24 protein-coding genes are annotated in these 25,009 nt (G+C 62.8%); 14 read left to right on the plus strand and 10 right to left on the minus strand.

Annotated features, from left to right (window positions below; translation table 11 throughout):
• Positions 1-29 precede the first annotated feature (29 nt).
• Positions 30-851, minus strand: coding sequence for an AraC family transcriptional regulator (locus SSARUM_RS02575; protein WP_019453262.1), 822 nt, complete (start codon positions 849-851; stop codon positions 30-32).
• A 120-nt stretch (positions 852-971) separates the two neighbouring features.
• Between SSARUM_RS02575 and SSARUM_RS02580 the strand changes: the two genes are divergently transcribed.
• From SSARUM_RS02580 to SSARUM_RS02625, 10 genes are all read left to right on the plus strand, one after another.
• Positions 972-1,349 (plus strand): hypothetical protein, encoded by a 378-nt coding sequence (locus SSARUM_RS02580; protein ID WP_049202336.1) that lies wholly within the window; start codon positions 972-974, stop codon positions 1,347-1,349.
• 10 nt (positions 1,350-1,359) lie between these two features.
• Positions 1,360-2,235 (plus strand): helix-turn-helix domain-containing protein, encoded by an 876-nt coding sequence (locus SSARUM_RS02585; protein ID WP_060430845.1) that lies wholly within the window; start codon positions 1,360-1,362, stop codon positions 2,233-2,235.
• Positions 2,236-2,466: 231 nt separating this feature from the next.
• Positions 2,467-3,387, plus strand: coding sequence for a L,D-transpeptidase family protein (locus SSARUM_RS02590; protein ID WP_039567931.1), 921 nt, complete (start codon positions 2,467-2,469; stop codon positions 3,385-3,387).
• A 255-nt stretch (positions 3,388-3,642) separates the two neighbouring features.
• A complete protein-coding gene (locus tag SSARUM_RS02595; RefSeq protein WP_071883888.1) occupies positions 3,643-4,023 on the plus strand; it encodes a type II toxin-antitoxin system RelE/ParE family toxin in 381 nt (126 codons plus the stop codon).
• Positions 3,986-4,309, plus strand: a complete 324-nt coding sequence (locus tag SSARUM_RS02600) for a helix-turn-helix domain-containing protein (protein ID WP_047569482.1) — start codon at positions 3,986-3,988, stop codon at positions 4,307-4,309. Before SSARUM_RS02595 ends, SSARUM_RS02600 begins: the two co-directional genes overlap by 38 nt.
• 244 nt (positions 4,310-4,553) lie before the next feature.
• Positions 4,554-4,961 (plus strand): ExbD/TolR family protein, encoded by a 408-nt coding sequence (locus SSARUM_RS02605; RefSeq protein ID WP_004933244.1) that lies wholly within the window; start codon positions 4,554-4,556, stop codon positions 4,959-4,961.
• 1 nt (position 4,962) lies between these two features.
• Complete coding sequence (locus tag SSARUM_RS02610) at positions 4,963-5,700, plus strand: energy transducer TonB family protein (protein WP_060430849.1); 738 nt, start codon at positions 4,963-4,965, stop codon at positions 5,698-5,700.
• A 39-nt stretch (positions 5,701-5,739) separates the two neighbouring features.
• Positions 5,740-7,983, plus strand: a complete 2,244-nt coding sequence (locus SSARUM_RS02615; protein ID WP_033636947.1) for a TonB-dependent receptor family protein — start codon at positions 5,740-5,742, stop codon at positions 7,981-7,983.
• Positions 7,984-8,029: 46 nt separating this feature from the next.
• Positions 8,030-8,680, plus strand: a complete 651-nt coding sequence (locus SSARUM_RS02620; RefSeq protein ID WP_033636949.1) for a MotA/TolQ/ExbB proton channel family protein — start codon at positions 8,030-8,032, stop codon at positions 8,678-8,680.
• Positions 8,673-9,923 carry a phospholipase D-like domain-containing protein gene (locus SSARUM_RS02625; protein WP_060426402.1) on the plus strand — a complete coding sequence of 417 codons (1,251 nt, stop codon included), beginning with the start codon at positions 8,673-8,675 and terminating at the stop codon, positions 9,921-9,923. Before SSARUM_RS02620 ends, SSARUM_RS02625 begins: the two co-directional genes overlap by 8 nt.
• A 37-nt stretch (positions 9,924-9,960) precedes the next feature.
• On the opposite strand, the gene SSARUM_RS02630 is transcribed toward SSARUM_RS02625, so the two are convergent.
• The 4 genes from SSARUM_RS02630 to aptA all read right to left on the minus strand — a co-directional run bounded on the left by SSARUM_RS02630 (position 9,961) and on the right by aptA (position 15,527).
• Entirely contained in the window at positions 9,961-11,070 is a 1,110-nt protein-coding gene (locus SSARUM_RS02630) for a DmpA family aminopeptidase (RefSeq protein WP_039567544.1), read from the minus strand.
• A 2-nt stretch (positions 11,071-11,072) separates the two neighbouring features.
• A complete protein-coding gene (locus SSARUM_RS02635) occupies positions 11,073-12,449 on the minus strand; it encodes an APC family permease (protein ID WP_043148196.1) in 1,377 nt (458 codons plus the stop codon).
• Between the two features lie 224 nt (positions 12,450-12,673).
• Complete coding sequence (locus tag SSARUM_RS02640) at positions 12,674-14,176, minus strand: CoA-acylating methylmalonate-semialdehyde dehydrogenase (protein ID WP_060430851.1); 1,503 nt, start codon at positions 14,174-14,176, stop codon at positions 12,674-12,676.
• 10 nt (positions 14,177-14,186) lie between these two features.
• Entirely contained in the window at positions 14,187-15,527 is a 1,341-nt protein-coding gene (gene aptA, locus SSARUM_RS02645) for an omega-aminotransferase AptA (protein ID WP_049194531.1), read from the minus strand.
• Positions 15,528-15,662: 135 nt separating this feature from the next.
• On the opposite strand from aptA, the gene SSARUM_RS02650 reads away from it, so the two are divergent.
• Positions 15,663-16,592, plus strand: coding sequence for a LysR family transcriptional regulator (locus SSARUM_RS02650; protein ID WP_033648549.1), 930 nt, complete (start codon positions 15,663-15,665; stop codon positions 16,590-16,592).
• Positions 16,593-16,849: 257 nt separating this feature from the next.
• Here the strand turns inward: SSARUM_RS02650 and SSARUM_RS02655 are convergent, their stop codons facing one another.
• Complete coding sequence (locus SSARUM_RS02655; protein ID WP_060430853.1) at positions 16,850-17,977, minus strand: iron-containing alcohol dehydrogenase; 1,128 nt, start codon at positions 17,975-17,977, stop codon at positions 16,850-16,852.
• Between the two features lie 229 nt (positions 17,978-18,206).
• On the opposite strand from SSARUM_RS02655, the gene SSARUM_RS02660 reads away from it, so the two are divergent.
• The 3 genes from SSARUM_RS02660 to SSARUM_RS02670 all read left to right on the plus strand — a co-directional run bounded on the left by SSARUM_RS02660 (position 18,207) and on the right by SSARUM_RS02670 (position 20,871).
• Complete coding sequence (locus tag SSARUM_RS02660) at positions 18,207-18,965, plus strand: helix-turn-helix transcriptional regulator (protein WP_039567527.1); 759 nt, start codon at positions 18,207-18,209, stop codon at positions 18,963-18,965.
• A gap of 220 nt (positions 18,966-19,185) precedes the next feature.
• A complete protein-coding gene (locus SSARUM_RS02665) occupies positions 19,186-20,487 on the plus strand; it encodes an NAD(P)/FAD-dependent oxidoreductase (RefSeq protein WP_039567525.1) in 1,302 nt (433 codons plus the stop codon).
• An 18-nt stretch (positions 20,488-20,505) separates the two neighbouring features.
• The gene (locus SSARUM_RS02670) at positions 20,506-20,871 is read left to right on the plus strand and encodes a cupin domain-containing protein (protein ID WP_015376517.1); all 366 of its coding nucleotides are present in this window, start codon (positions 20,506-20,508) and stop codon (positions 20,869-20,871) included.
• A gap of 38 nt (positions 20,872-20,909) precedes the next feature.
• Here SSARUM_RS02670 and SSARUM_RS02675 read toward each other — a convergent pair whose 3' ends face one another.
• The 4 genes from SSARUM_RS02675 to SSARUM_RS02690 form a co-directional block, all read right to left on the minus strand.
• Positions 20,910-21,716: an alpha/beta hydrolase gene (locus SSARUM_RS02675; RefSeq protein ID WP_039567521.1), complete on the minus strand. Its 807-nt coding sequence runs from the start codon at positions 21,714-21,716 to the stop codon at positions 20,910-20,912.
• A gap of 94 nt (positions 21,717-21,810) precedes the next feature.
• The gene (locus SSARUM_RS02680) at positions 21,811-22,923 is read right to left on the minus strand and encodes a class II histone deacetylase (protein ID WP_060430855.1); all 1,113 of its coding nucleotides are present in this window, start codon (positions 22,921-22,923) and stop codon (positions 21,811-21,813) included.
• A complete protein-coding gene (locus tag SSARUM_RS02685) occupies positions 22,920-24,107 on the minus strand; it encodes an MFS transporter (RefSeq protein WP_060430857.1) in 1,188 nt (395 codons plus the stop codon). Before SSARUM_RS02685 ends, SSARUM_RS02680 begins: the two co-directional genes overlap by 4 nt.
• Positions 24,108-24,247: 140 nt before the next feature.
• Positions 24,248-24,895 (minus strand): helix-turn-helix transcriptional regulator, encoded by a 648-nt coding sequence (locus tag SSARUM_RS02690; protein WP_033636963.1) that lies wholly within the window; start codon positions 24,893-24,895, stop codon positions 24,248-24,250.
• Between the last annotated feature and the right edge of the window lie 114 nt (positions 24,896-25,009).

Below are 25,009 nucleotides of genomic sequence, written 5' to 3' on the forward strand. Positions count from 1 at the left end.
GCTCCAAGCCGGCGCCTGCGCCGGCTTTTTCACATGGTAATTGCGCCGCCCAGGGTTTCTCCAGAGGCGTTGCGCTCCGCCAGGTAGCGCGCCGGCGGTTTGCCTACCGCCTTTCTGAACATGGTGACGAAGCCGCTGGCGCTCTCGTAGCCCAGATCCAGCGCCACCGTCTGTACGCTCTCGCCCTGCGTCAGGCGCTGCAGCGCCAGCATCACGTGCAGTTGGCGCCGCCAGTGGCCGAAGCTCATGCCCATCTGCTGTTGCAAGGTGCGGCTGAGGGAACGCTCGCTCATGCCGATGCGCTGCGCCCACTGCCCTAGCGTGGATTTGTCCGCCGGGCTGCTCAGCATGCCTTCGGTCAACTGCCGAATGCGCGCGTCGTCGGACACCGGCAAGTGCAGATTCTCGATCGGCGCGGCCGCCAGCTGGTCCAGCAGTACCGCCGTCAGGCGCCCCTCGGCGCCCTGTTCATCGTAGAGCGGCTCGAAGGTGCTGGCCTGCAGCAGCAGCTCGCGCAGCAGCGGCGAGACCGACAGCGTGCAGCAGTTTTGCGGCAGACCGGCGGCGGCATGTTGATCGACGAACAGGCAGTAGGCTTCGGTGGAGCCGGCGCCCTGGGCGTTGTGCAACACGTTGCCCGGCATCCACAGCGCGCACTGCGGCGGCACCAGCCACAGCCCGTTTTCCACTTCGCAGCGGATCATGCCGCGTACCGTATAGATCAGCTGCGCCTTCTGGTGGCGGTGTGGCTCGACTTCCCAATCCTGCTCAAGGGTCGAACCTTGCAGGGCAAACAGCGGACGCGGCACCTGATCGATATCCAGACAGTGACGGGGGATCTGTACTTTCATGAGAACAATTCTCAATTTGGCGGAATTGAAAAGTATTATGTCCTGATTGCGCAATGTGGTCTAGCGCCGGTGCCGATAAAGTAAGCGCCAGTCCTAAACCATTTCGTGAGGAAACTGATTATGTCATTGGATACCGCCGATTTTCCGCTGGTATGGATGCGCCAAAACGGGCGCGATACCCAGGCCGAGCTGGCCGAGTTCAGCGCGCTGCTGGCGCGCGCCGAACCCTTTGTCCTGATGACCGACCGCAGCGTCGGCGATGAAGAACAAGAACATGACCGCGATGCCCGCACCCAGGTCGCGCTGTGGAAGCGCGATAACCGCGAGGCGCTGAAGCTGTGGGTGAAAGGTATGATCATGCTGGAACCGGACGACGCCAAACGCGCGGCGGCGGAAGAATTCGCCGAATACGGCGCCAAGTTCTGGGGCTATCCGGTGCTGGTGGCCGCCGATGAAGCCGCAGGGCGGGTATTGGCGCAGACGTTATTGTTAAAATAAGGGGAATACCATGCACCAGCAACAGGTGATTGAACAGCTGCTGGCCTGGATCGAGCAGAGCCTGGATCAGCCGCTGACGCTGGACGACATTGCCGCCAAGTCCGGCTACTCCAAGTGGCATTTGCAGCGGATGTTCAAGCAGCATACCGGCCATATTCTCGGCACGTACGCGCGCCGCAGAAGGCTGACCGCCGCCGCGCGCGAACTGCGCCTGACCGGCACCAGCGTGGCCTGCATCGCCGACACTTACCAGTTCGATTCGCAGCAGACCTTCACCCGTTGCTTCCGCAAGCAGTTCGGTTTGCCGCCGGCCAGCTATCGCCGCAGCCAGGATTGGTCGAGCTATGGCCTGCAGCCGCCGCTGCGGCTGACCGAAACGCCGTTGCCGCAGGCCGATATCGTGACGCTGCCCGCCATGCAGCTGGTGGGCCATACCCAGCGCCGCAGCTTTACGCTGGGGCAGCTGGCGGCCTCCAAGTGCGAGCTGCGCCGCCACGCCTGGCGGCAGCTGCTGCCGCCGCAGGCGCTGCCGGAGGTGGTATACGGCCTCACCAGCCTGGAGGTCGATCGGCAACGCCGGGGTAACCCGCGCATGGCCTACACCGCCGCTCTGCCGGACGAAGGGGCGATGGGGGAGCGGGTGACTATCGAACAGGGCGAGTATGCCCGCTTCACCTATCAAGGGCAGGAGGAAGGGTTACAAAACTTTATCGCGCGGCTGTATGACACCGCGATGCCGCAGATGAACGCCATCCGTCGGCCGGGGCAGGATATCGAGCTTTTCTACCCGGCGCAGGAGGGCCGCTGCCCGCTCGGCGGCGCGGCGATCCGCTGCGAATATCTGATCCCGATCCGGCGGGTAGAAGCGTTGGCCGCCGCCAGTTAGGCGGCGGTTCTCGCAAAAAATCGCCTTCGTGGCGCTTCAGGTTACAAAAAATTGCGATATTACATCGGTAATGGTTCACACTTTGATTGATGTGCACATATAATGCGCATCCGGTCAAATCCCCCCTGTATTTCAGGCCGCAGCGCTTGGCTGCCGGCTGAAACCCATCGGGGTAAAAGTGGCCGTAGAAACCGATCCCCCTAATCGCCAGTGGCCTTGACCAACACGAAGATGAAAATGAGCATTCGCGCGTTATTAACCCTGTTTACGGCACTGGTTGCATTCAGCCAGGCTGCCTTCGCCGTCGTTTACCCGCTGCCGCCAAAAGACAGCCGTTTGGTGGGCGAAAATATCCAAATCACCGTACCGGAAGACAGCAAACTGCCGCTGGAAAGCTTCGCCGCCCAGTATCAGATGGGGCTGAGCAACATGCTGGAGGCCAACCCGGGCGTGGATCCGTTCCTGCCGAAGGCCGGCAGCACCCTGACCATCCCGCAGCAGCTGATCCTGCCGGACGCGCCGCGTGAAGGCATCATCATCAACAGCGCCGAGATGCGTCTGTACTACTACCCGAAAGGCTCCAAAACCGTGGTGGTGCTGCCGATCGGTATCGGCCAGCTGGGCAAAGACACCCCGCTGAACTGGACCACCACCGTGCAGCGCAAGAAAGACGGCCCGACCTGGACGCCGACCGCCAAGATGCGCGCCGAATACGCGGCCGACGGCGAGATCCTGCCTGCGGTGTTCCCGGCCGGCCCGGACAACCCGATGGGGCTGTATGCGCTGTATGTTGGCCGCCTGTACGCCATCCACGGCACCAACGCCAACTTCGGCATCGGCCTGCGCGTGAGCCACGGCTGCGTGCGTCTGCGCGCCGACGACATCAAGTACCTGTTCGAGAACGTGCCGGTCGGCACCCGCGTGCAGTTCATCAACGAACCGATGAAAGCCACCGTCGAACCGGACGGCTCGCGCTACGTGGAAGTGCACAACCCGCTGTCGGCCAACGAAGAGCAGCTGCAATCGAAAGATCCGGTGCCGCTGACCATCTCCGCCCCGGTCGGCAAAGTGCTGATGGACGCCGGCGTCAACCAGAGCGAAGTGGACGCGGCGATCAAGGCCCGTTCCGGTATGCCGGTGAAAGTGAACTGATTGCCTTCCGGCCTCAGTGAAAATGCCAAGAAGACGCCTACGGGCGTCTTTTTTTATGCCCGTAAAACATGCTGTTGCGTGTGCGTGCGCAATGATGCCCTCAACGTTGCACTGAAAGAAGTCATTATGCGCGTCATCATGCAAATCGGGTTTCTCATGGTGGTCGTCATCAATGTTTAAAGCGATGCTGGCGGGGAGGAATGCACTGGAAAAGTGTCTCACTAAGTGCTACGTTTTTACGGGAAGCCCATCGCAATGCGTACATTTAAAACTTGTTGGTTTAGCAGGAAAGCTCGTGCTCACGGCATCACCGATAAGGCGTTGTGTCGGGCAGTAAAAGACGTGCAACGGGGTTTGGCTACAGATTTAGGCGGTGGCGTATTTAAAAAACGTCTTAATCATAATCGCGACCGCGCGTTGGTATTAGCGAAAAATGGTCGGCACTGGGTGTTTGTTTTTTTGTTTGCCAAGCAGGCCCAGACCAATATTACAGGGGCAGAATTACACGCTTTTCGCAAGTTAGCCATGCAGTTTGGCGCGTTGAGCGACGACCAGGTCGAGTCCCTGGTTGTGAAAAAAGAATGGATGGAGATTTGCCATGAAGCAGGAAAAAACGTTTCGGAGTCAGGCCTTTGAGGCGATTCACAGCGCCGCTGAAGGATTGCATCGTGCTGGCGCCATTTCTCTGGAAACCCTACGCAGTTTTGATGAGTCTTGCCTTGCGCCGGTCGAGATGTTGCAGCCCCAGGAGATCAAAGCGTTGCGCGAGCAGTTACGTTTAAGCCAACCGGTTTTTGCCCGTTATCTGAATACCAGCGTGTCGACCATACAGAAATGGGAGACGGGGGTGAAACGGCCGGGCGGCGTGTCGCTTAAGCTGCTTTCGATCGTACGCAAGCACGGGCTTGAGGTCTTGTTGTAGTGACCGTCTGGGCTGTCACTATTATCACATTATCCCCTCTGGCTTTGGTTCTCTGAAATGCCCACCTCGCAATTATTCCAATAAAAACTATCGCTAATTAATAAGTTATATCTCTCTCGTTATCCCATGCCATTGAAAAAATTCTCGCAAAAAATCCACACTGTGAAAATAAGATCACACAAGCGTAACAAAAGGTAAACAAACCCCTCCTATATTGGCTGCTTCGCTTTTGGGAGGGAGTGTCATGCGTAACTGGAACGAACCGAAAAAGAACAAAGCGCACATCGAACTGATCCCGATGATCGACGTGATGATGTTTTTATTGGTGTTTTTCGTCTTGATTAGCCTGAACGTCATTCCTGCGCTCGGGTTGAAAACGCAGCTGCCGTCCGCTGGCAGCGCGCAGCAACTGAAACCGCAGAAGAAAGCGATCATCACGCTGGGGGCCGACGAACAGCTGCAGCTGGATGGCCAGCCGATCGCGCTCGACGCGCTGGTCAACACGCTGAAGCAACAGCAGCAGGCCAACCAGACCACCACCATCATCGTCAACAGTGACAAGGGCGTGGCGGTCGAGCGGCTGGTGGCGGTGATGGACAACCTGCGCCAGGGCGGTTTCTTCTCCGTCTCCATCGCGACACGGAAGCTGTGACATGTATCTGCTCTATCGCTCACGTCATCTTTTCAGCTGGTTGCCGGCGCTGATTGTCGCCGGTTGCCTGCTGTTCGCCAGCCAGCAGGCGGCGCTGAAGATCCAGCCGCGCTACGACGAAACCGCCATCGAACTGGTGCTGGTGGAGCCTGAACCGGCGCCTGAACCTCAACCGGAAACGCCGCCGGAGCCTCAGCCAGAACCGCCGCCGCCCGAGCCGGAGCCGATCCCCGAACCGGTAGTGCCGGCGCCGGAACCGATCGTGGAAGCCAAGCCGGTGCCAAAACCGCAGCCGAAGCCCAAACCCAAACCGGTGAAAGAGAAAGCCAAACCGGCAGAGAAGCCTAAACCGACGCCGGCGCCCGCCGCCCCGCGCGCGCTGGTCAGCAAACCGGCGGCGCAGCCCGCACCGGCCGCGCCGAAGGTGAATGCGCAGGCGATCGAAAACGGCTATCTGCTGGCCTTGCGCCGCGAGCTGGAACAGCGCAAGCGCTACCCAAGCGGGCGCCAGGCCTCGCTCGAGCGCCCGCAGGGCAACGTCGAAGTGTGGCTGGAGGTCGATCGCAGCGGGCGGGTGCTCTCTTCCGGCATCGCCAACAAAGCCGCCAGCATGTTGCTGAACCGCGCGGCGATGAGCAGCCTGCAAAGCATCAGTTCAGTAAAGCCGTTCCCGAGCGAGGCGTTCGCCGGGCAAACAACCAAAAGATTTACCGCGACGTTCAATTATCAGGCGCCTTAGCGCAAGGGTTAATCGTTTGATTTTTATGGGATGCACACAATGAAATCGTTTAATCGTTCTGGGATCTATCTGGCGGTGATGTCGGCGATGCTGCCGGGCGCCGCGCTGGCGGCCGACGCCACCGATGTCGGCACCATCAGCGTCAAGGGGCAGTCGCTCGGCGGCGGCATGATGGTGCAGGATGACAGCGCCAAGGCGCGCTCCACCGTCACCAAAGAAGCGATGGACAAAATGCCGTCGGCGGCCAACGCCATCGATAAGCTGAAATACACTCCGGGCCTGAACGTCAACAGCAACGACGCCAGCGGCCTGAGCGGCGTGGACTACACCATGCGCGGCATGAACTCGGATCAGATCGGCCTGTCGATGGACGGCATCCCGATCAACGACTCCGGCAACTACGCGGTATACCCGAACCTGCTGGGCGATGCGGAGAACCTGGAAGAGGTGTTCGTCACCCAGGGCTCCTCCGAAGCGGACGGCCCGCACATCGGCTCGAGCGGCGGCAACATCGGCCTGGTGACGCGCCGCCCGGCGAAAGACTTCGGCGGTTTCCTCAAACAGACGCTGGGCAGCAATAACCTGAGCAAAACCTTCGCCCGTCTGGAGACCGGCGAATACAACGGTTTCAGCAACTGGATATCTTATTCGCACACCGAGGCGAAGAAGTGGCGCGGCGAAGGGCGCCTGTACTCCGACAAGTTCGAGATGAACTCGCTGTATGAAGACGGCAACGGCAACAGCAGCAATCTGGTGATGAAGTACAACCGCCAGAACAACACCAACTACAACACCCTGAGCAAGGCGCAGTTCCAAAACGATGGGCGTGGTACCGATTACGCCACCACGCCGGAGTACAACAGCAAAGGGCAGTTGAACAAGTATTACAAGATCGAACGCAACCCGTTCGAGAACTTCACGCTATCGTTCACCCAGAAACTGCAGCTGCGCGACGACCTGTCGCTGACCCTGCAGCCGTATTACTACTGGGGCAACGGCGGCAGTTTCAACGGCCAGACGGCCTCGGTATTGTCCAGCACGTCGGACAGAGCCGGGCAGTATGACCTCAGCAACCTGCAGTCCAACACCTATTACCGCCCGTCGTGGACCCAAACCTGGCGGCCGGGCATCACCACCAAGCTGAAGTGGGACATCAACGAGCAGCACAGCCTGGATATCGGCTACTGGTATGAGCGTGCGCGCCAGCTGCAAACCCAGCCGTTCATCAGCATCAAGGACGACGGCAACCCGGCGCAGATTTGGGGAAAACCTGGCGGCTCCGATCAGGTGAAGGACGCCAACGGCAATACGGTGCAGGGGCGCAACCAGTACACCATCACCCCGGCGCAGAAGGTGTGGTTGCAGGATACCTGGTTCGCCACGCCGGACTGGACCTTCGTCGGTGGCCTGGCCTATCAGTATGTGGAGCGCAAAGGGGACAACCGCGGCAGCCTGTACAATGTGCCGGAGAAGCGCAAAGCCACCTATCATGAATTCCTGCCGAACTTCAGCGCCAGCTATAAGGTGAATCAGGAAAACCAAGTGTTCTACAACCTGACGCGCAACATGCGCACGCCGCCCAACTACGTGCTGTACAACGTCGGCGACTCGCTCAGCACCAAGCCTGAGCTAAGCTGGAACCACGAATTGGGCTGGCGTTTCCAACAAGAGGACATGCTGCTGAGCGCCACGCTGTTCTACATGCGCTACAGCGATCGCCAGATCTCCACCACCAACGCGGCCGGCGACTACGAGATGATGAACATCGGTAACGTGGAGAACAAAGGGCTGGAGCTGGAGTGGAGCGGCCAGTTGCCGCATAACTTCAACTACTACACCTCGTATACCTACACCGAATCGAAGCAGAAGAACGACATCGTCAGCAACGGCGGGCTGCCGCTGCCGACCTCCGGCAAAGAGGTGCCGAACGTGCCGAAAAACCTGCTGAACATGACGCTGGGTTATGACGACGGGCTGTATTACGGCAGCGTCAGCGGCAAGTACGTCAGTGCGTTCTACGGCGATCTGACCAACGACGAGAAGATCGGTGGCCGCACGGTGTTCGATCTGGCGGCGGGCGTGCATCTGCCGGTGGACAAGAAAATCGTCAAAAGCGCCGCGCTGCGCTTTGGCATCAGCAACCTGTTTGACAAGGAATACCTGACCTCGGTGCGCACCACCACCTTCAACGCGGCGCCTTACGGCGGCGTGAGGGCCAGCACGCCGTATTACAACGTCGGCGAAGAACGCACCTTCAGCGTCTCGCTGGAAGCCACCTTTTAACTGAATGCCCCGCCGCCTGCCGGGCGGCGGGGAAGAGGACCCCTGTATGGACGCCAATCTGTTGCACGACATTATTTTCTACGTGATGTACGCCGCGCTGGCGATCGCGCTGGTGATCATCATCGAACGCACGCTGTACTTCGCCTACACCCAGCGCCAGGCGCGCCGGCTGGAGCAGGCGCTGACGCCGGACGTGCGCCGCGCCGCCGATCTGCCGGACGAGTTGACCCAGCGCAACAGCCTGCCGATGACGGTGATCGCGCCGGTATTGGCGCAGAAACACCGCGCCGGCGACCGCGAGGCGATCGGCGATCTGATCGACGCCCAGTACCTGCTGAGCAAGCCGCCGATGGCGCGCGGCCTGTGGCTGCTGGAAACCGTGGTCACCGCCGCGCCGCTGCTGGGGCTGCTGGGCACGGTGATGGGGATCATCGAAACCTTCAAGGCGCTGGCCGCCTCGGGGGTGTCCGAGCCGAGCCTGGTGTCGGCCGGGATGGGCACCGCGCTGTACGCCACCGGCCTCGGCATCGCCATCGCGCTGCTGTGCCTGGTGGCCAACAACTTCCTGCAGAGCCGCATGGAGCGCATCAACGAACTGCTGAAGGTGCTGCTGATCCGCGCCGGCCAACCGGCCAGCCGCCCGGAGAGCGGCAGCGGCGAACAATGGGTTGACAGCGGGGCGCCGCGCTATGCCTAATGGCCATCCAGTACGGCGGCCGCGCGGCCGCCTTTATACGGCATTGTGGGGCGGTTGTTTGTTGATGTTGAGCCAGAGCGCCGCGGCGCGTTTTGCTATTCCCGGCTATGAGCTGGTGTACACCGCACCGGTGGAAACCGCGCTGCAGGCCGACGATCTGCGTAACACCGCCGAGGTGTGGCGCGAGATGTTCGACGCGGCGAAAACCCGCATCGATCTGGGGCAGTTCTACGTGGCGAATCAGGACGGTTCGCTGCTGGACGGCGTGCTGCAGCACCTGAAGGCGGCAGGCGAACGCGGGGTGAAAATCCGCTTTTTGCTGGAAGAGAAGGGCCTTCGCATGTCTACCGCCGAGACGCTGGAACAGCTGAAGGCGATCCCCAATCTGGAGCTGCGCATCATTCCTTACCAGAAGCTGAGCGGCGGCATTCTGCACGCCAAATATCTGCTGGTGGACGGCGAGCAGGCGTTCGTCGGCAGCCAGAACTTCGACTGGCGTGCGCTGGAACACATTCACGAAACCGGGCTGCGCATCAGCGACGCCAAGGTGGTGGGGCAGATCCAGGCGATCTTCGAACAGGACTGGCAGGCGCAGGCGCTGTTGGCGCAGGATAAGCCGGTGCCGGCGCTGCCCGATTCGCCGCCGACGGCGCAGCCGCAGGGCAACTATCTGGCGGCCAGCCCGCGCGCCTACAACCCGGCGGGGGTGATTGATTCGCAGGCCGAGCTGCCGCGCCTGCTGGCCGGCGCCAAGCGGCGGGTGCGGGTGCAGGTGATGGACTACGCGCCGCTGTCGTTCGGCCCGGAACGCAGCCGCCCCTTCTATGCGGTGATCGACAACGCGCTGCGCAGCGCGGCGGCGCGTGGGGTGCAGATCGAGCTGATGGTGGCAAACTGGAACACCAAAAAGCCGGATATTGCCTGGCTGAAGAGCCTGGCGCTGGTGCCGAATGTGCAGATCAAGGTGGTGACCATTCCGCCGGCCAGCAGCGGCTTCATTCCGTTCGCCCGCGTCATCCACAGCAAGCTGATGACCATCGACGATGAGATTGCCTGGGTGGGCACCAGCAACTGGACCGGCGGCTATCTGGACAACTCGCGCAATCTGGAGCTGGTGATGCACAGCGCGGCGATGAGCGGGCGGTTGGACAAGTTGTACCAACAGCTGTGGAACAGCGTCTACGCCGAACCGTTGCGGCTGGATTACGACTACCCGCCGCCCAAGCTGGGCGGCGAATCCTGATGAGCAGGGCGCGGTTCACCTCCGCGCCCTGTGTTTTTTAGCGCCGCCAGCCGGCCTTCTCCAGCGCCGTCACCAGCTGCTCGGCGCTCAACCCTTCCGCCCGGTGGCCGTTGCCGCTGACGGTATTGGCCGCCAGCAACGCATTGACGATCGCTTCTTCCACCGCTTCCGCCGCGGCGGCGAACAGCGCCGAAATATAGTCGTTGTTCACCATGCGCAGCGGCGTGGTGAAGGCGCCTTTGTTGGCGTAGTCGGCGGGCGGCAGGCCGTCGTTGCCGGTAGCGAAGGCGATGAAAATGTCGCCGCTCGAATCCTCGGTGCCGCCGCCGGTGCGGGCGATGCCGATGCTGGCGCGCTGCGCCAGCCGCGCACACTGGTGCGGCAGCAGCGGCGCGTCGGTCGCCAGCGCCACCACGATGGAGCCCATGCCGGGATGCGGCAACTGCGGCGTGAACGGCGAGGGGAGATGCCCCAGATGCCGGCCTACCGGGTAACCGCCGACCAGCAGCGACTCGCGCTTGCCGTGGTTGGCCTGCACGATGGCGCCCACCGTCCAGCCGCCCTGATCGGCGGGCAAGCGTCGCGACGCGGTGCCGCTGCCGCCTTTGAATTCATGGCAGATCATGCCGCTGCCGCCGCCGACCGCGCCTTCCTGCGGCAAGCCGCCCCGGGCCGCCTGCTGCGCCTGGCGCACGTGCTCGGCCTTGACGTGAAAGCCGTTGATGTCGTTGAGCAGGCCGTCGAAGGTTTCCATCACCACCGGCATATTCCAATACACCGCGTTGTCGCCTGCGGGCAGCGTTTCACGCTCCAGCGCGATCAGCGCATCGCGCACCACGCCCACGCTGTGGGTGTTGGTGAAGGCGATCGGGCTGGTCAGCAGGCCCGCTTCGCGCACCCATTCCAGACCGGTGGCGTCGCCGTTGCCGTTCAACACGTGCACCCCGGCGAAGCAGGGCGCGTGGCGCGCGGAGCCGGGGCGCGGTTCGATCACCGTCACGCCGGTGCGCACGCTGCGCCCGTCCGCCAAATCGGCATGGATGCTGGTATGGCCGACGCGCACGCCGGGCACGTCGGTGATGGCGTTCAGCGGGCCGGGCGTGCCCTGTCCGATGATAATGCCCAGATCCTGAGCGCGCTGCGTCATGGTTATTCTCCTTCTATTGAGGGGGCGGCGAGGGGCGCCGGTTGGCGGCCGCGCAGATGGTTCAGCGCCAGCCCGAAGCCGATGATGCCGGCAATGATAATAAAGTCTTTCAGGCTGCTGGCGATCAAAATCGTCCACAGCACGTACAGGCAGCACAGCAGCGCCACCACCACCGGCAGCGGCCATAGCGGCATCAGGTACGGGTGGTGGAAGTGGCGGCGACGGCGGCTGATCAGCGCCGCCACCGCCATGATGATGTACACCAGCAGCAGCAGGATCACGGTGAACGAGGTCAGCGATTCGAGATCGGAGCAAAACGCCAGCAGCGCCGACGGCACGCCGAACAGCAGGGTGGCGATCCAGGGGGTGCCGAAGCGCGGGTGGATGATTTTCAGCGCCCGGTTAAACGTCGGCAGCCAGAAGCCGTCGCGCCCGCTGGCGAACATCATGCGGCTGAACTGCGCCACGATGGCGATGATGGCGTTGAACACCGACAGATAAATCGCGCCGCTTACCACCCGCGCCAACGTCGGGCCGCCGAGCTCGGTGACCACATAGCCGACCGGATCGGCCTGTTTGGCCATCTCCGTCAACGACGGCGAGCCGATCAGCAGGGCGGTGAACGGCACCAGTTCCACCAGCACCACGATAGCCAGCGTCAGCATGATCGCGATCGCCATCGGCCTGCCCTGTTCGCGCATGTCTTCCGCCATGTACACCGCCGCGCCGTAGCCGTTGTAGGAGAACAGCGCGACCCCGACCATGGCGACGATCAGCGGCAGCGACACCGGCGCCAGGCTGCCCTGCGCGTCCAGCATCACCGGCGCGGTGAGGATCTCCGTGCTCTGATGCGGGTGGCTGAAGCCGAGCCAGGCGATCAGCGCCAGCACCGCCACTTCCACCACCAGAAAGGCGCCGGTCAGCAGGGCGTTGGCCTTGATGTTGAAAATGGCACAGATGCCGCCGACCAGCACGGTGAGCATGCCGGCGGTCGAGGCGTCGAACTGGGTGCCCAGCGCGGTGTTCAGGTAGGGCACCGCGCCGGTGGCCAGCACCGCCGGCACGAACAGCGAGGCGCTGAGGATAAACAGATAGGTCTGCAACCCGCACAGGGTGCCGAACAGGCGCTTGATGATGCTGTATTCGCCGCCGGCGCTGGGGTGTGCGGCGCCGAGTTCGGCATAGCACAGCGCGATGGCGGCGGCGACGCAGGCGGCGATCAGAAACGACAGAAAGGCGCCGCTGCCGGCGTTGGCGATCGCCAGCGGGGCGATGACGAAGATCGAACTGGCCGGCGTCACGCCGGACGCGGTGATCATCACCACGTCGAGGACGCTGAGATTGCCTTTGAAGGTGTGTTCAGGGGCGGACTCTTTCATGGGATAACGACTCCATTAACGTGTGAGTGAATTATTGTTTTGCTGCACAGGCTGTACGCAGGAATCAAATGGAGCGCGCGGAAAATCCCCTGCGCCTTTCAAGCCGCAGCGTTGTTGGCCGCAGATCATTCGCACCAGTCACTTACTTAAGTAAGCTCCTGGAGACGAATGACTTTGCCGCCTGGCTGCAACTTGAAATTCGTTGGGGGATAAGTTTGTTATTTTTATCCCGATGGGAAGCTGAAGCTGGCGCGCCGGGCATCGCCGGAGGACGGCCAGCGCTGGGTCACGGTCTTGCGTTTGGTGTAGAACCTGACGGCGTCCGGGCCGTAGGCGTGAAGATCGCCGAACAGCGAGCGCTTCCAGCCGCCGAACGAGTGGTAGGCCACCGGCACTGGCAGCGCCACGTTGATCCCCACCATGCCGACCTGAATGCGGCTGGAGAAGTAGCGCGCCGCCTCGCCGTCGCGGGTGAACAGACAGGTGCCGTTGCCGTATTCGTGGGCGTCGATCAAGGCCATCGCCTCCGGCAGCGACACCGCGCGCACCACGCCGAGCACCGGGCCGAAGATCTCCTCCTGATAAATGCGCATGTCGGGCGTCACGCGATCGAACAGCGTCGGGCCGAGGAAATAGCCCTGGCTGGGGCGGCCGTCCGCGCCGGTCACGCGCAGTTCGCGGCCGTCCACCAGCAGCTCGGCGCCTTCGGCCACGCCCTGATCGATATAGCCTTTCACCTTCTGATAATGCTGTTGGGTCACCAGCGGCCCCATGTCGTTGCGGTTGTCGCTGCCGGGGCCGACGCGCATGGCGGCCATCTGTTGCCGCAGCCCGGCGATCAGCGCTTCGGCGGTGCCGTCGCCCACCGCCACCACCAGCGGGATGGCCATGCAGCGCTGGCCGCAGGAGCCGAAGGCCGCGCCCATCAGCGCGCCGACCGCACCAGGGATATCGGCGTCCGGCAGCACCACCGCGTGGTTCTTGGCGCCGCCCAACGCCTGCACCCGTTTGTTCTGCGCGCAGCCGGTGTGATAGATGTGCTCCGCCACCGGCGTCGAACCGACGAAACTGATCGCCTTCACGCGCCCGTCATGCAGCAGCGTCTCCACCGCTTCGCGATCGCCGTTGACCACGTTGAGCACCCCCGGCGGCAGCCCGGCCTCCGTCGCCAGCCGCGCGATATACAGCGCGGCAGAAGGCACGCGCTCGGAAGGCTTCAGCACGAAGGTGTTGCCGCAGGCGACCGCCATCGGCCACATCCACAGCGGCACCATCGCCGGGAAGTTGAACGGCGTGATGCCCGCCACCACCCCCAGCGGCTGAAACTCGCTCCAGCTGTCGATGCCCGGGCCGGCCTCTTTACTGTGTTCGCCCTTCAGCAGTTCCGGCACATAGCCGGCGTATTCGATATTCTCGATGCCGCGCTGCAGTTCGCCCAGGGCGTCGCTGAGCACCTTGCCGTGCTCGGCGGTGATCAGTTGGCAGATGGCATCGGCGTGCTGCTCCAGCAGATCCTTGAGCTTCATCATGATGCGCGCGCGCTTCAGCGGCGGGGTGTCGCGCCAGGCGGGATAGGCCTGTTCGGCGGCGGCGATGGCGCGCTCCACCGTGGCGCGGTCGGCCAGCTGCACCTCCTGCGCCGATTGGCCGGTGGCCGGGTCGTAAACCGGCTGGCTGCGTTCGCCGCCAGCGGCGGGCTCGCCGTTGATCCAATGGGTAATGGTCATGGCTCTCTCCTTATTCGGTGGCGTTGAGGGCGTCGCCCACGGCGTTGATCAGCGCATCGATCTGCGCTTCGCTGCTGATGAACGGCGGCGCCAGCTGCAGGGTGTCGCCGCCGTAGCGCACGTAAAATCCGCTTTCCCAGCAACGCATCGCCGCCTCGAAGGGGCGCCGCGCCGGTTCGCCCGGCCGCGCCGCCAGCGTAATGCCGGCCGCCAGGCCGATGTTGCGAATGTCGGCGACGTGTTTGGCTCCCTGCAGGCTGTGCACCGCGCGCTCGAAGTAGGGCGCCAGCGCCTGTACGCGCTCCACCATCTGTTCGCGCTGCAGGATGTCCAGCGTCGCCAGCGCGACCGCGCAGCTGACCGGGTGGGCGGAGTAGGTGTAGCCGTGCGGGAATTCGAGCTGGTAGTCCGGCTCGCCGCCGTTCATGAAGGTTTGGTAGATCTCCGGCCGCACCACCACTGCGCCCATCGGCTGCGCGCCGTTGGTCACCTGTTTGGCGATGTTCATGATGTCCGGCGTGACGCCGAACGCCTCGGCGCCGGTCATCGCGCCACAGCGGCCGAAGGCGGTGATCACTTCGTCGAAGATCAGCAGGATGTCATGCTGGGTACAGATTTCGCGCAGGCGCTGCAGGTAGCCGACCGGCGGCACGATCACCCCGGCGGAGCCGGAGAAGGGTTCGACGATCACCGCGGCGATCGTTGAGGCGTCGCGCAGCGCGATGATGCGGTTGAGCTCTTCCGCCAGCTCCGCCCCCTGTTGCGGCATGCCGCGCGAAAAGGCGTTGCCGGCCAGCAGGGTATGCGGCAGGTGGTCCGCCTCGGCGCCGGCGCCGAACGTTTTGCGGTTGCCGGCGATGCCGCCGACCGAGATGCCGCCGAAGTTAACGCCGTGATAGCCCTTTTCCCGGCCGATAAAGCAGGTTTTGCCCGCCTGGCCTTTGGCGCGCCAGTAAGCGCGCGCCATTTTCAGCGAGGTGTCCGCCGCTTCCGATCCGGAGCCGGTGAAGAATACGTAATCCAGCCCCGCCGGCGTCAGTGCCTTGATCTTGTTGGCCAGTTCGAACGACAGCGGGTGGCCGAACTGAAACGCCGGCGAGTAATCCAGCGTCGCCAGCTGGCGCTGGGCGGCGTCGGTGATTTCCTGCCGGCCGTGCCCCAATCCGCAACACCATAATCCGGACAGGCCGTCGAAAATCTTTCTGCCGTCATGGCTGGTGTAATACGTCCCCGCGGCTTGAGTAATGATGCGCGGCTGCGCTTTAAAATTACGGTTGCCGGTAAAAGGCATCCAATGGGCCTCTAACCCTTCGGCATCGAGACTATTTAGCGGGTGATTTTCAGCGGCCATGTTTTCCTCCGAACAGGAAAATAAGAGCGATTAATGAAATAAACCGAGTTGTTAACGAATTGTTGTGCGAAATTGACTATGTACCGCTTGTTCTCTACTGTGAATAATCATATGTCGAAACTTACTTAAGGTTTTATGCAAGTAAAAAAGCGCGCGCTGTTAGGGCAATTGTCGGATATGGATCTGCGTTTGCTGCGGGTATTCAAGGCCGTGGTCGACTGCGGCGGCATGAGCGCCGCCGAACTGGAGCTGAACATCAGCCTGTCGACCATCAGCAAACACATCAAGGATCTGGAGCAGCGGCTGGGCCTGACGCTGTGCCAGCGCGGGCGCGAGGGCTTTGCGGTCACCGACGAGGGGCTGCTTATCTACCAGGAAACCGTCAACCTGCTGGCGGCCACCGAGGCGTTCCGGCGCGGGGTGGACGAGGTACACCAGCGCCTGGGCGGGCAGCTGCACGTGGCGATATTCGACCATACGGTCAGCAATCCGCAGGCGCAGATCGGCCGAGCCATCGCGTTATTCAGCGAGCGCGCGCCGGAGGTTTCTTTGCAAATGTACGTGGAGCCGATTAATACCATTGAACGCGGCGTAATTGACGGGCAATTTCAGGTTGGCGTTATTCCCATGCACCGCAGCGCGGAAAGTTTATCTTATCATTCGTTATTCAGTGAGAGGATGTTCTTATATTGCGGCGCGCAGCATGAATTATTTTCCGCCCCCCATGAAACATTAAATTGGGATCTGCTGCACAATTATGCCTTCGCTGGATTAGGCTACCATTCGCCGAATATGGAACTGAGCCTGCAGCAACATTTGCATCGCAAGGCGACGGGGTTCGCGCAGGAGTCGATCGCCACGCTGATCCTCTCCGGCAAATACGTCGGCTTTTTGCCGGATCACTACGCGGCGTTTTTCGTGGCGCAGAACCTGATGCGGGCGATCAAACCGGCGCTGTTCCGCTATCACTGCGAATACTCCAGCGTGCTGCGCCGCTCGCCGGTGCCGCAGCGGGTGGTGAAGCTGTTCCATGAGTGCCTGCTGGCGGCCCACGGAACAGCGTGACGCTTACTGCTCTTTCTTCTTGCCGAAGATTTTGATCAGCGCGCCGACCAGGATGCCGACCGCGATGCCGGCGAAGATCCAGCCGATGATGCCCATTTCCTTACTCCTGCTAGTGCGTTGATCTGATTATACCCGTCATACTTGAAACTGCATCTGTGTTGGCTGCGAGTGCGTACGCCAGTCACTGACTTGAGTAAGCTCTGGCGAGCCGCCTCTTGCCGCCGGGATGCCGCTCCAACTATTTAGGGTAGAAATAGTCATTCGACGCGAAACGCCTCTTCGATCATCCGTTGCCGCTGCGCCGGCGCATAGTCGATCCAGGAATTCTTGCTGTTGGATTTCTCCAGCGCCACCGCCAGTTCCTGGCCGGAAATCGGCAAATCGTCCCGCCAGAACGGCGCGATGGCGTGGCGGGTGATGAAATCGGTCAGGTAGCTCTCCGGGCTGCCCTGCCAGTGCGGATACAGGCGCGCGGCCAGCTCGGCCATCAGCGCGCGTTGCTGCGGCTGTTCGCTGCTTTCCAACAGGGCGAGGAACGGCAGCAGCAGACGGCCGCAGACCTGGCCGTGGTGGTAGTCGCGCAGCGCGCCAATCTCGCCGGCGATGCCGTGGATCACCCCCAGCCCGGCGGCGCTCAGCGTCAGCCCCCCGAGGTAGGAAGCCTGCATAATCGCTTCGCGCGCCGCATCGCTGCGGTTGAGCGCCGGCCAGGCCGCAAGGAAGTGGCGGATGCCGCTCAGCGACATGTCGCGCGTCATGGCGCCGGCGGTTTTCGACAGATAGGCCTCGAACAGGTGGGTGAAGGCGTCGATGGCGCAGTAGGCCAGCACCTTGTCCGGCGCGCCCGCCAGCAGCTGCGGATCGAGAATGGCGGTGTGCGGCACGAAGTTATTGTGGCGCAGCGAGGCCTTCACTTTGCTGACCTGGGTGTCGGTGATCACCGCGTTCTGCGTCACCTCGCTGCCGGTGCCGGCGGTGGTGGGAATGGCGATCAGCGGCAGGGTGGCGCCGCTGATTTTGCTGTCGCCCACCTTTTCCATATAGCGCAGCGTCGGCAGCGGATGCTCCACCAGCGCGGAGAACGCCTTGGCGGCGTCCAGCACGCTGCCGCCGCCGATGGCCACCACGCGCCGCGCCTGGCCGCGCCAGCGCGCCACCCAGGCGTCAATTTCCTGCGGTGACGCCTCGTGGCTGACGATCTCGGTGCCGATGAACAGTGGCGCCAGCGATTCGCGCAGGCCGGCGTACACCGGGCCGTTGAGAAAAGATCGGCAGCTGAACAGCAGCGTTGGCTGCGGATCGGCAAGCAGCAGCGGCGGCAGTTGCCGGATGCTGCCGTGGCCGAACCAGGTCTGGCGGTTGGCGATGATGTGGTTGACGGACATGAGGTCTCCTTGACGGCGTTGCAGGGCGCGATGCCACAGCATAAGCCAGCGGGCGCAGAGCGGCCACCGCTTTCCCCGCTGCGGCAACTTGTGAGTTGTTTAACATGTAAACGATCGCGTTCTTGCATTTCGGCGCGCCTGATGCTTTTTTTAACAGTACCGGCCGTCATTCGGCCAACCCCATCCGAAATCGGTAGATTGTTAATGTATTAATAATGGCGAGGCGGGTATGGATATTCAGGTTGAACGCTTGTCTGCGGTGATCGATGCGGTGGCCAGCCCGCGCTTTTATCCCAGCCTGTTGAACTGGCTGGAAGGGTTTTTCGCCTTCGACAACGCCATCGTTTATGCCTTCGAACGCGGCCGGCCGCCGCGCTGCCTGATCAAAACCGAGCGGGAAAACAGCGATGCGGTCAACCAGATCTACCAACAGGGCGCCTATCTGCAGGATCCGTTTTACCGTGCGCTGAACGACGGCGGCGCAGGCGAGGTGCTCACGCTGCGCCAGCTGGCGCCCTGCGGGTTTTATCACAGCGACTATTACCGTAATTTTTATCGCAAGACCGGTTGGCACGACGAGGCTGGCGTGCTGCTGCAGCTGACGCCGGAGCGCGGGCTGGGAGTGTTCTTCGGCTCGGCGCGCCGCACGGTGGCGGTGCGCTACCCGCAGCGGGCGGATCTGCGCAGCGCGCTGACGCTGGTGAAAAGCGTGGCGCGGCTGCACGGCGAAGTGGTAGCGGCACCGGCCGAGGCCGACACGGGGAACGACGATGGCGCGCAGGCGCGCTATCTGCTGACGCCGCGCGAGCGCGAGATTGTCGATCTGATCCTCGCCGGCTGCGGTTCGCAGCAGATTGCCGACCGGCTGTTCATCAGCCTCGGCACGGTAAAAAATCACCGCAAGAACATCTACGGCAAGCTGAACATCGGCTCGCAGGCCGAACTGTTCAGCCTGCTGCTGACCGCCCCGCAGCGCCGCAGCGCGTGAATGTATCGATCTATCCCCTATAGCTTTCAAGCTACAGCTAGGCGGCCAGGACGAGCGTCCCCAGGAGCTTACTTAGGTAAGTGACTGGGGTGAACGTCAGCAGCCAACAACGCTGTAGTTTGAAAGATGAAGGGGACGAATGTCCCTAAGGGGACATAGCGGCACGGCTGCCGCTTCCCGATAATCCGATGTCATGGCATAGGCAATCGGGAGTGCGGCAGTGAACAACGAAATCGAGTCCTTAACCTACTACGCGGCGACCAAAAAATACGATCTGCGCTTCCCGACGCTGGAAGAGGATCTGGACGTCGACGTGGTGATCATCGGCGGCGGCTTCTCCGGCATCAACACCGCGCTGGAGCTGGCGGAGAAGGGCATCACCAACATCGCCATTCTCGAAGGCCGCTATCTGGGTTACGGCGGCACCGGGCGCAACGGCGGCCAGGTGATGGCCGGCATCGGCCACGATCTGGAGAAGATCAAGCGCCACGTTGGCCCGGCCGGGCTGGAAACCATCTTCAAAATCAGCAACCTCGGCGCCGGCATCATCCGCGAACGCATCAAGAAATATGACATCGACGCCGACTTCTGCTTCGGCTACGGCTATCTCGGCAGCAATGCGCGCCAGGAGAAGACCCTGCGCGGCTGGCTGAAGGAGTTCAGGGCGGTAGCGCCGCAGGAGGAGATTGAGCTCTACACCGGGGCGGAGGTGAAGCAGGTGGTGGGCTCCGACGCCTACACCTGCGCGCTGAAACACATGGGCGGCGGCCACGTGCATTCGCTCAACCTGCTGCTGGGCGAGGCCAAGGCGCTGAGCGGCTACGGGGTGAAAATCTTCGAGAACAGCAGCGTGCTCAACGTGGAGTATGGGTCGCGCATCACGGTGCGCACCGCCATGGGCTCGGTGCGCGCCAACAAGATGCTGTGGGCCTGCAACGGCTTCCTCAACGGCATGGAGCCGCAGATTTATCGCAAGACCATCAATACCTACGCCTTCCAGCTGGCCACCGAGCCGCTGTCTGACGATCTGATCCGCCAGATCAGCCCGATCCGCGGCGCCTACAGCGACATCCGCCCGGTGATCGACTATTACCGGGTGACCAACGAAAACCGGCTGCTGTTCGGCAGCGCCACCCGCCTGATCGAATACTTCCCGTCGGATCTCAAGGCCTGGAACCGCAACCTGATGCTGAAAGTGTTCCCGTACCTGAAAGACGTGAAGATCGATCTGGCCTGGGGCGGCCCGCTGTGCTGCAGCGCCAACCTGTTCCCGCAGATCGGCACGCTGCCGGATCGCGACAACGTGTTTTACGTGCAGGGCTACTCCGGCTTCGGCGTGACGCCGAGCCACATCGTGTGCAAGGTGCTGGCGGAAGGCATGAGCGAAGGATCCGATCGCTACGATCTGATGAGCTCGATCCCGCACGTCAACATCTTCGGCAAGGACAAGCTGCGGCGGGTGATGACCACCGCCGGTAAGGTTTGGCACCAGACATCCGGCTACTGGAAAGGCCGCCGTTAACCCTCAGAGGAGAATGACATGAAACCGTTACTGCTTAAACAACCGCTGCCGGAACTGCTGGAGATCGGCAGCGTCAGCAACCTGGGCGCCACGGTGATCGCCGGCACGCCAAACGTCGGCGTGGCCAGCATCTTCGGCGAACCGACCGACAACCTGAACTGCGGCGTGTTCAGCTGCACCCGCGGCAGCTTCGTGATGGAGTACCCGTTCGCCGAGCACGCCACGGTGTGGGAAGGCAGCGCGACCCTGACCAACGAACGCACCGGCGAATCGGTGCAGTATCAGGCCGGCGACTCCTGGTTCGTCGAGAAGGGCACCCCGGTGCGCTGGGACATCACCTCGGACCGCTTCGTCAAACACTACCTCGCCATCGTCGAGGGATGACGCTTTTATGCCCCCTCAGCATGCTGAGGGGGAACGCCTTAGCCCAGCGCCCGCGCAATAAAATCGGTCACCCGCTTGAGGATCCGATCCTTATTGGTTTCGTTAAAGCTCTCGTGCCGCCCGCCCGCATTGATCATCTGTTCGAAATTGTCGCCGCGCAGACGATCGAGCTCGGTTTGCGTTTCGCTCATCAGCACCAGCCGATCGTCGTCGCCGTGGATCCACAGCGTGGGCAGCGCGCCGAAGCCCGGCCCGGCGTTGATGGCGGCGAGGATCCGCTGCATGGCGCGCAGGGTGGGGCGCTTGAACGGCCCGTGCCACACCAGCGGATCTTCCTGATACGCCGCGCCAACCGCCGGATCGCGCGCCAGGGTAGCGGTATCCAGCGGCGCGTCGGGGATCGTCGGCAGTTCGGCCAGATCGGAGATCGCCGTTCTGTCGCCAAGCAGCGGGCCGGAAAGCACCAGCGCGCGCACCTCCTCGCCATAGCGCTGCACGTAGCGGGTAGCGATCATACCGCCCATCGAGTGGCCGATCACCACCAGCGGCAAGGTGGGGTATTGCTGCCGGAAATGGCTGACCACGTGCTGCACGTCGTCGACCACGGCGTCATAATCCTCGATCAGCACGCGTTCGCCCTGCGACAGGCCGTGGCCGAGATGGTCGGGGCCAAACACCCGCGCGCCCTGCGCCTGTAGCGTGCGCGCCACGTATTGGTAACGGCCGAGATGCTCGCCGTAGCCGTGCACCAGCAGCGCCAGATAGCGCGGCTGGTCATTTCCCCAATCATGCACGGCGATGTCGCCGTGACGGCCTTTGATAAAGCTGACGGTTTGTTCGGGCATGTTATTGTTCTCATGGTGGTAGGGTTGCCCTTCAGCGTAGCGGCTGGCGGCGAGGTTGTCAGGGGCGCCGGGTGCGGCGCCCGCAGAGAGGGGGTTACAGGCCGAACTGGCGCGCCAGCTCGTCGAGCGCTTCGCGCTGGAAGCGGTTGAAGGCGTCGCGCGGCTGCTGTTGCTGGATAAACGCCAGCAGCGGATCCTGCACTTCAGTGCGCACGCCGCTCAGCTGTTCCATCACCGCCAGCCCGCAGAACGGCACGTAGGATTCGGCATAGCCGCCTTCGTGCACCATCACCAGCTTGCCGCCGCACAGCCGGTCGGCGGCGTCCTGCACCAGCGCGGTCATGGCGCGGAAGCTGTCGCTGTGCAGCTGCATGCGCGCCAGCGGATCGAGGGCGTTGGCATCGTAACCGCAGGCGACGATGATCAGCTCCGGCTCGAATTTTTCCAGCGCCGGGATAATGATGCGCCGCATGGCGTGCAGGTAGCCGTCGTCGCCGGCGCCGGCCAGCATCGGCACGTTAACGTTGCAGCCCGCCCCGTCGCCTTCGCCGCGATCCCGTTCGCCGGAGTAGCCCGCCGGGAAGCAGCCGTCCTGATGCAGCGACAGCGTCAGCACGTCGCCGCGTTGCCAATAGATGTTCTGGGTGCCGTTGCCGTGGTGCACGTCCCAGTCGAGTACCGCCACCTTGCCGAGGCCATGGCGGGCCTTGGCGCGCTCGATGGCGATGGGAATATTGGCCAGGAAGCAGAAGCCCATCGATTGATCCGGCAGGCAGTGGTGGCCCGGCGGGCGCGACAGCGCATAGGCGTTATCCAGCTCGCCCTGCAGCACCGCCTCCACCGCCGTGCAGGCCAGCCCGGCGGAGAGCTTGGCGATTTCATAGCTGCCCGGCCCCAGCGGCGCTTCCTCTCCCAGCAGGCCGCCGCCGCTGTCGCTCACCTGTTTGAAACGCTGCAGGTAGTGGGCGGGGTGAATGCGCAGCAGGTCTTCTTCCGTCGCCGGTTCGGCGCTCAGCAGGGTGAGCTGGCGCGACAGGCCGGATACGTCCATCAGGTTCTTCATGCGCCGTTTGGTTTCCGGCGACTCGGCGTGGCCGGCGCCCGAAGGCGGTTGCACCCAGCCGCCGACCGGCAGGGTAGTGGCGTGCAGGCCGGTGCTGTGCCAGAAACAGCGTTCATCAAACAAGAAACCGGTTGTTCTTTTCACCTTTCTCCTCCTGTTATACGGCGCGGTGCGCGCGGTGAAGCCAGCGAAATCAACAGCAGCGACAGCAGCGCGCAGCCCAGCGCGCCGAACAGCAAAGCGTTGAAACCGCCGAAAGATTCGATCAGAGAGCCGGCCAGCGTCGGGCCGATGGCCATGCCGCCGCCGATCACCAGGTTGATGCCGTTCATCAGCTTGCCGTCGTTATCCAACCCGGCGACCCGCGCCAGAATGAACGGCAGCACGAAGGTCCAGGTGAATTTGAACAGTAGAGCGGCCAGGGCGAAGCGCAGCAGCAGGGGCTGGCCCGTCAGCAGCGCCACGCTGGCCAGCAGCAGGGCGTACCCCAGCACGATCAGGCGTCCGCCGCCGAAGCGCGCGCCGATCAGCGCTGCTGCCCCCGCGCCGACGATGCCGAGTAAGGTGGCGACGGCCAGCACCTGGCCGCTGTGGGCCGGCGACAGCCCGGCGCCGGCGGCGATGCCGCCGATAAAGGTCCAGACCGCGCTCAGGCTGATGTAAAAGGTCAGCACCGCCAGCACGGCACACAGCTTGCGCGCCAGCGAGGCGGCGGGGCCGCTGCGGGCGGCGCGGGCGGCGGTGAAACTGTTGGGGAATGCCGGGATGAGCGGCAGGCAGCACAGCATGATGGCCGCCAGAATCAGGTAGACCGCCATCAGGCCGAAGTGCGCGAACAGCGGCGGCAGCACCAGCAGCCCGACCGCGCCCAGCACCAGCTGGCCGAGCACCCAGAAGGCATAGACCCGGCTGGGATTGGCGGTGCCGGCGGCGCAGGTGATGCACAGGATCATCAGGGTGCCGCCCGCCAGCGAGGCGATAAAGCGCAGCGGCAGCAGCAGGGTAAAATCCTGCGCCAGCGCCGAAGCCAGGTTGCCGGCGATAAACACCAGCGCCGACAGCGTAGCGACCCGCCGCCAGTTGATGCGCCCGATCCACCACCACGCCGGCAGCGTGGCCAGGCTCATGGCGCCGAGTTCGGTGGAGAACAGGTGGCCGATCTGCGCCGGGCCGAGCTGCCACTGCGCGGCGAGCTGGGCGGCCACGGCGGGGGCGGTCATCAGAATGCCCGGCGCGATGGCGGCGAAGACGATAATGGCGGTCAGCAGCCGCGGCGGGCAGGGGAGCGCCGCCGAGGCGGCGGGCGCGGAAACCGAATCACTGGACATAAACCTTATTCCCCAAGCGTTAAGTGACGATGAAATATCCCGCCCGGCCCGATTGCGGGCAGGGGGAGGCCGCGCCATAAATGGCGAATACGTTTTGGCGTTATTTTCCGGCCGTCGGCAGCGGCGGCCGTTATCGGGCGTTAACCGTGGGCGAGAAAGCCGCCGGCGACCAGTTCGGTGCGGTTCACCACGTCGGTTTTGGCGAAAATATTGCGCATATGGGTTTTCACCGTGGACAGCGAAATACCCAGCTTCAGGGCGATGCGCTTATTGCTGGCGCCTTCGCGCACCAGGTTGACGATCTCTTGCTCTTTGGCGGTCAGCATCTGCGCCTCGCCGTCGGGCAGCAGATCGCGCGTCGCCAGCTCGATCAGCGGCAGCACCGCGCGCAGGCGGCCGCGCTCCACTTCGGTAAACGGCGTATCGCGGATCAGCGATACCCCGGCGACGATGCGCTTGCGCTGGCGGATGAAGATCTCCGTCATGTCGCGCATGTCGTTCGGCAGCATAAAGTCGTGGTAATAGCGGCGGTTGCCGGCGATCGCCGCCGGGCTCATGCCGACCATGGTGATGTCCTGGCGATGGAAATTGGCCGGTTGCAGCGGGTCTATCTGTTGGAAGTGGTTCAGATACTGCTGATGCGTTTTATCGGGCATGCCGTACAGGATGTAATGATCCGGCCGCAGGTCGCGATCGACCAGATAAAACACCCCGGCGGACACCGGGATCAGGTGCGTAATGGTCGCCAAACAACTGTTGATAAAGGCATCGGATGCTGTGCTGTGCATGATTCGTGTTCCTCCCTTTATCGTTCAATCTGGAGAAGGTTGGCGGTCAATATATGAACGATACAAGCATAGTTGTAGCAATTTGGCAACACAATAAAAACATATTAACAACGT

Source organism: Serratia sarumanii, from assembly GCF_029962605.1.
GTDB lineage: Bacteria > Pseudomonadota > Gammaproteobacteria > Enterobacterales > Enterobacteriaceae > Serratia > Serratia sarumanii.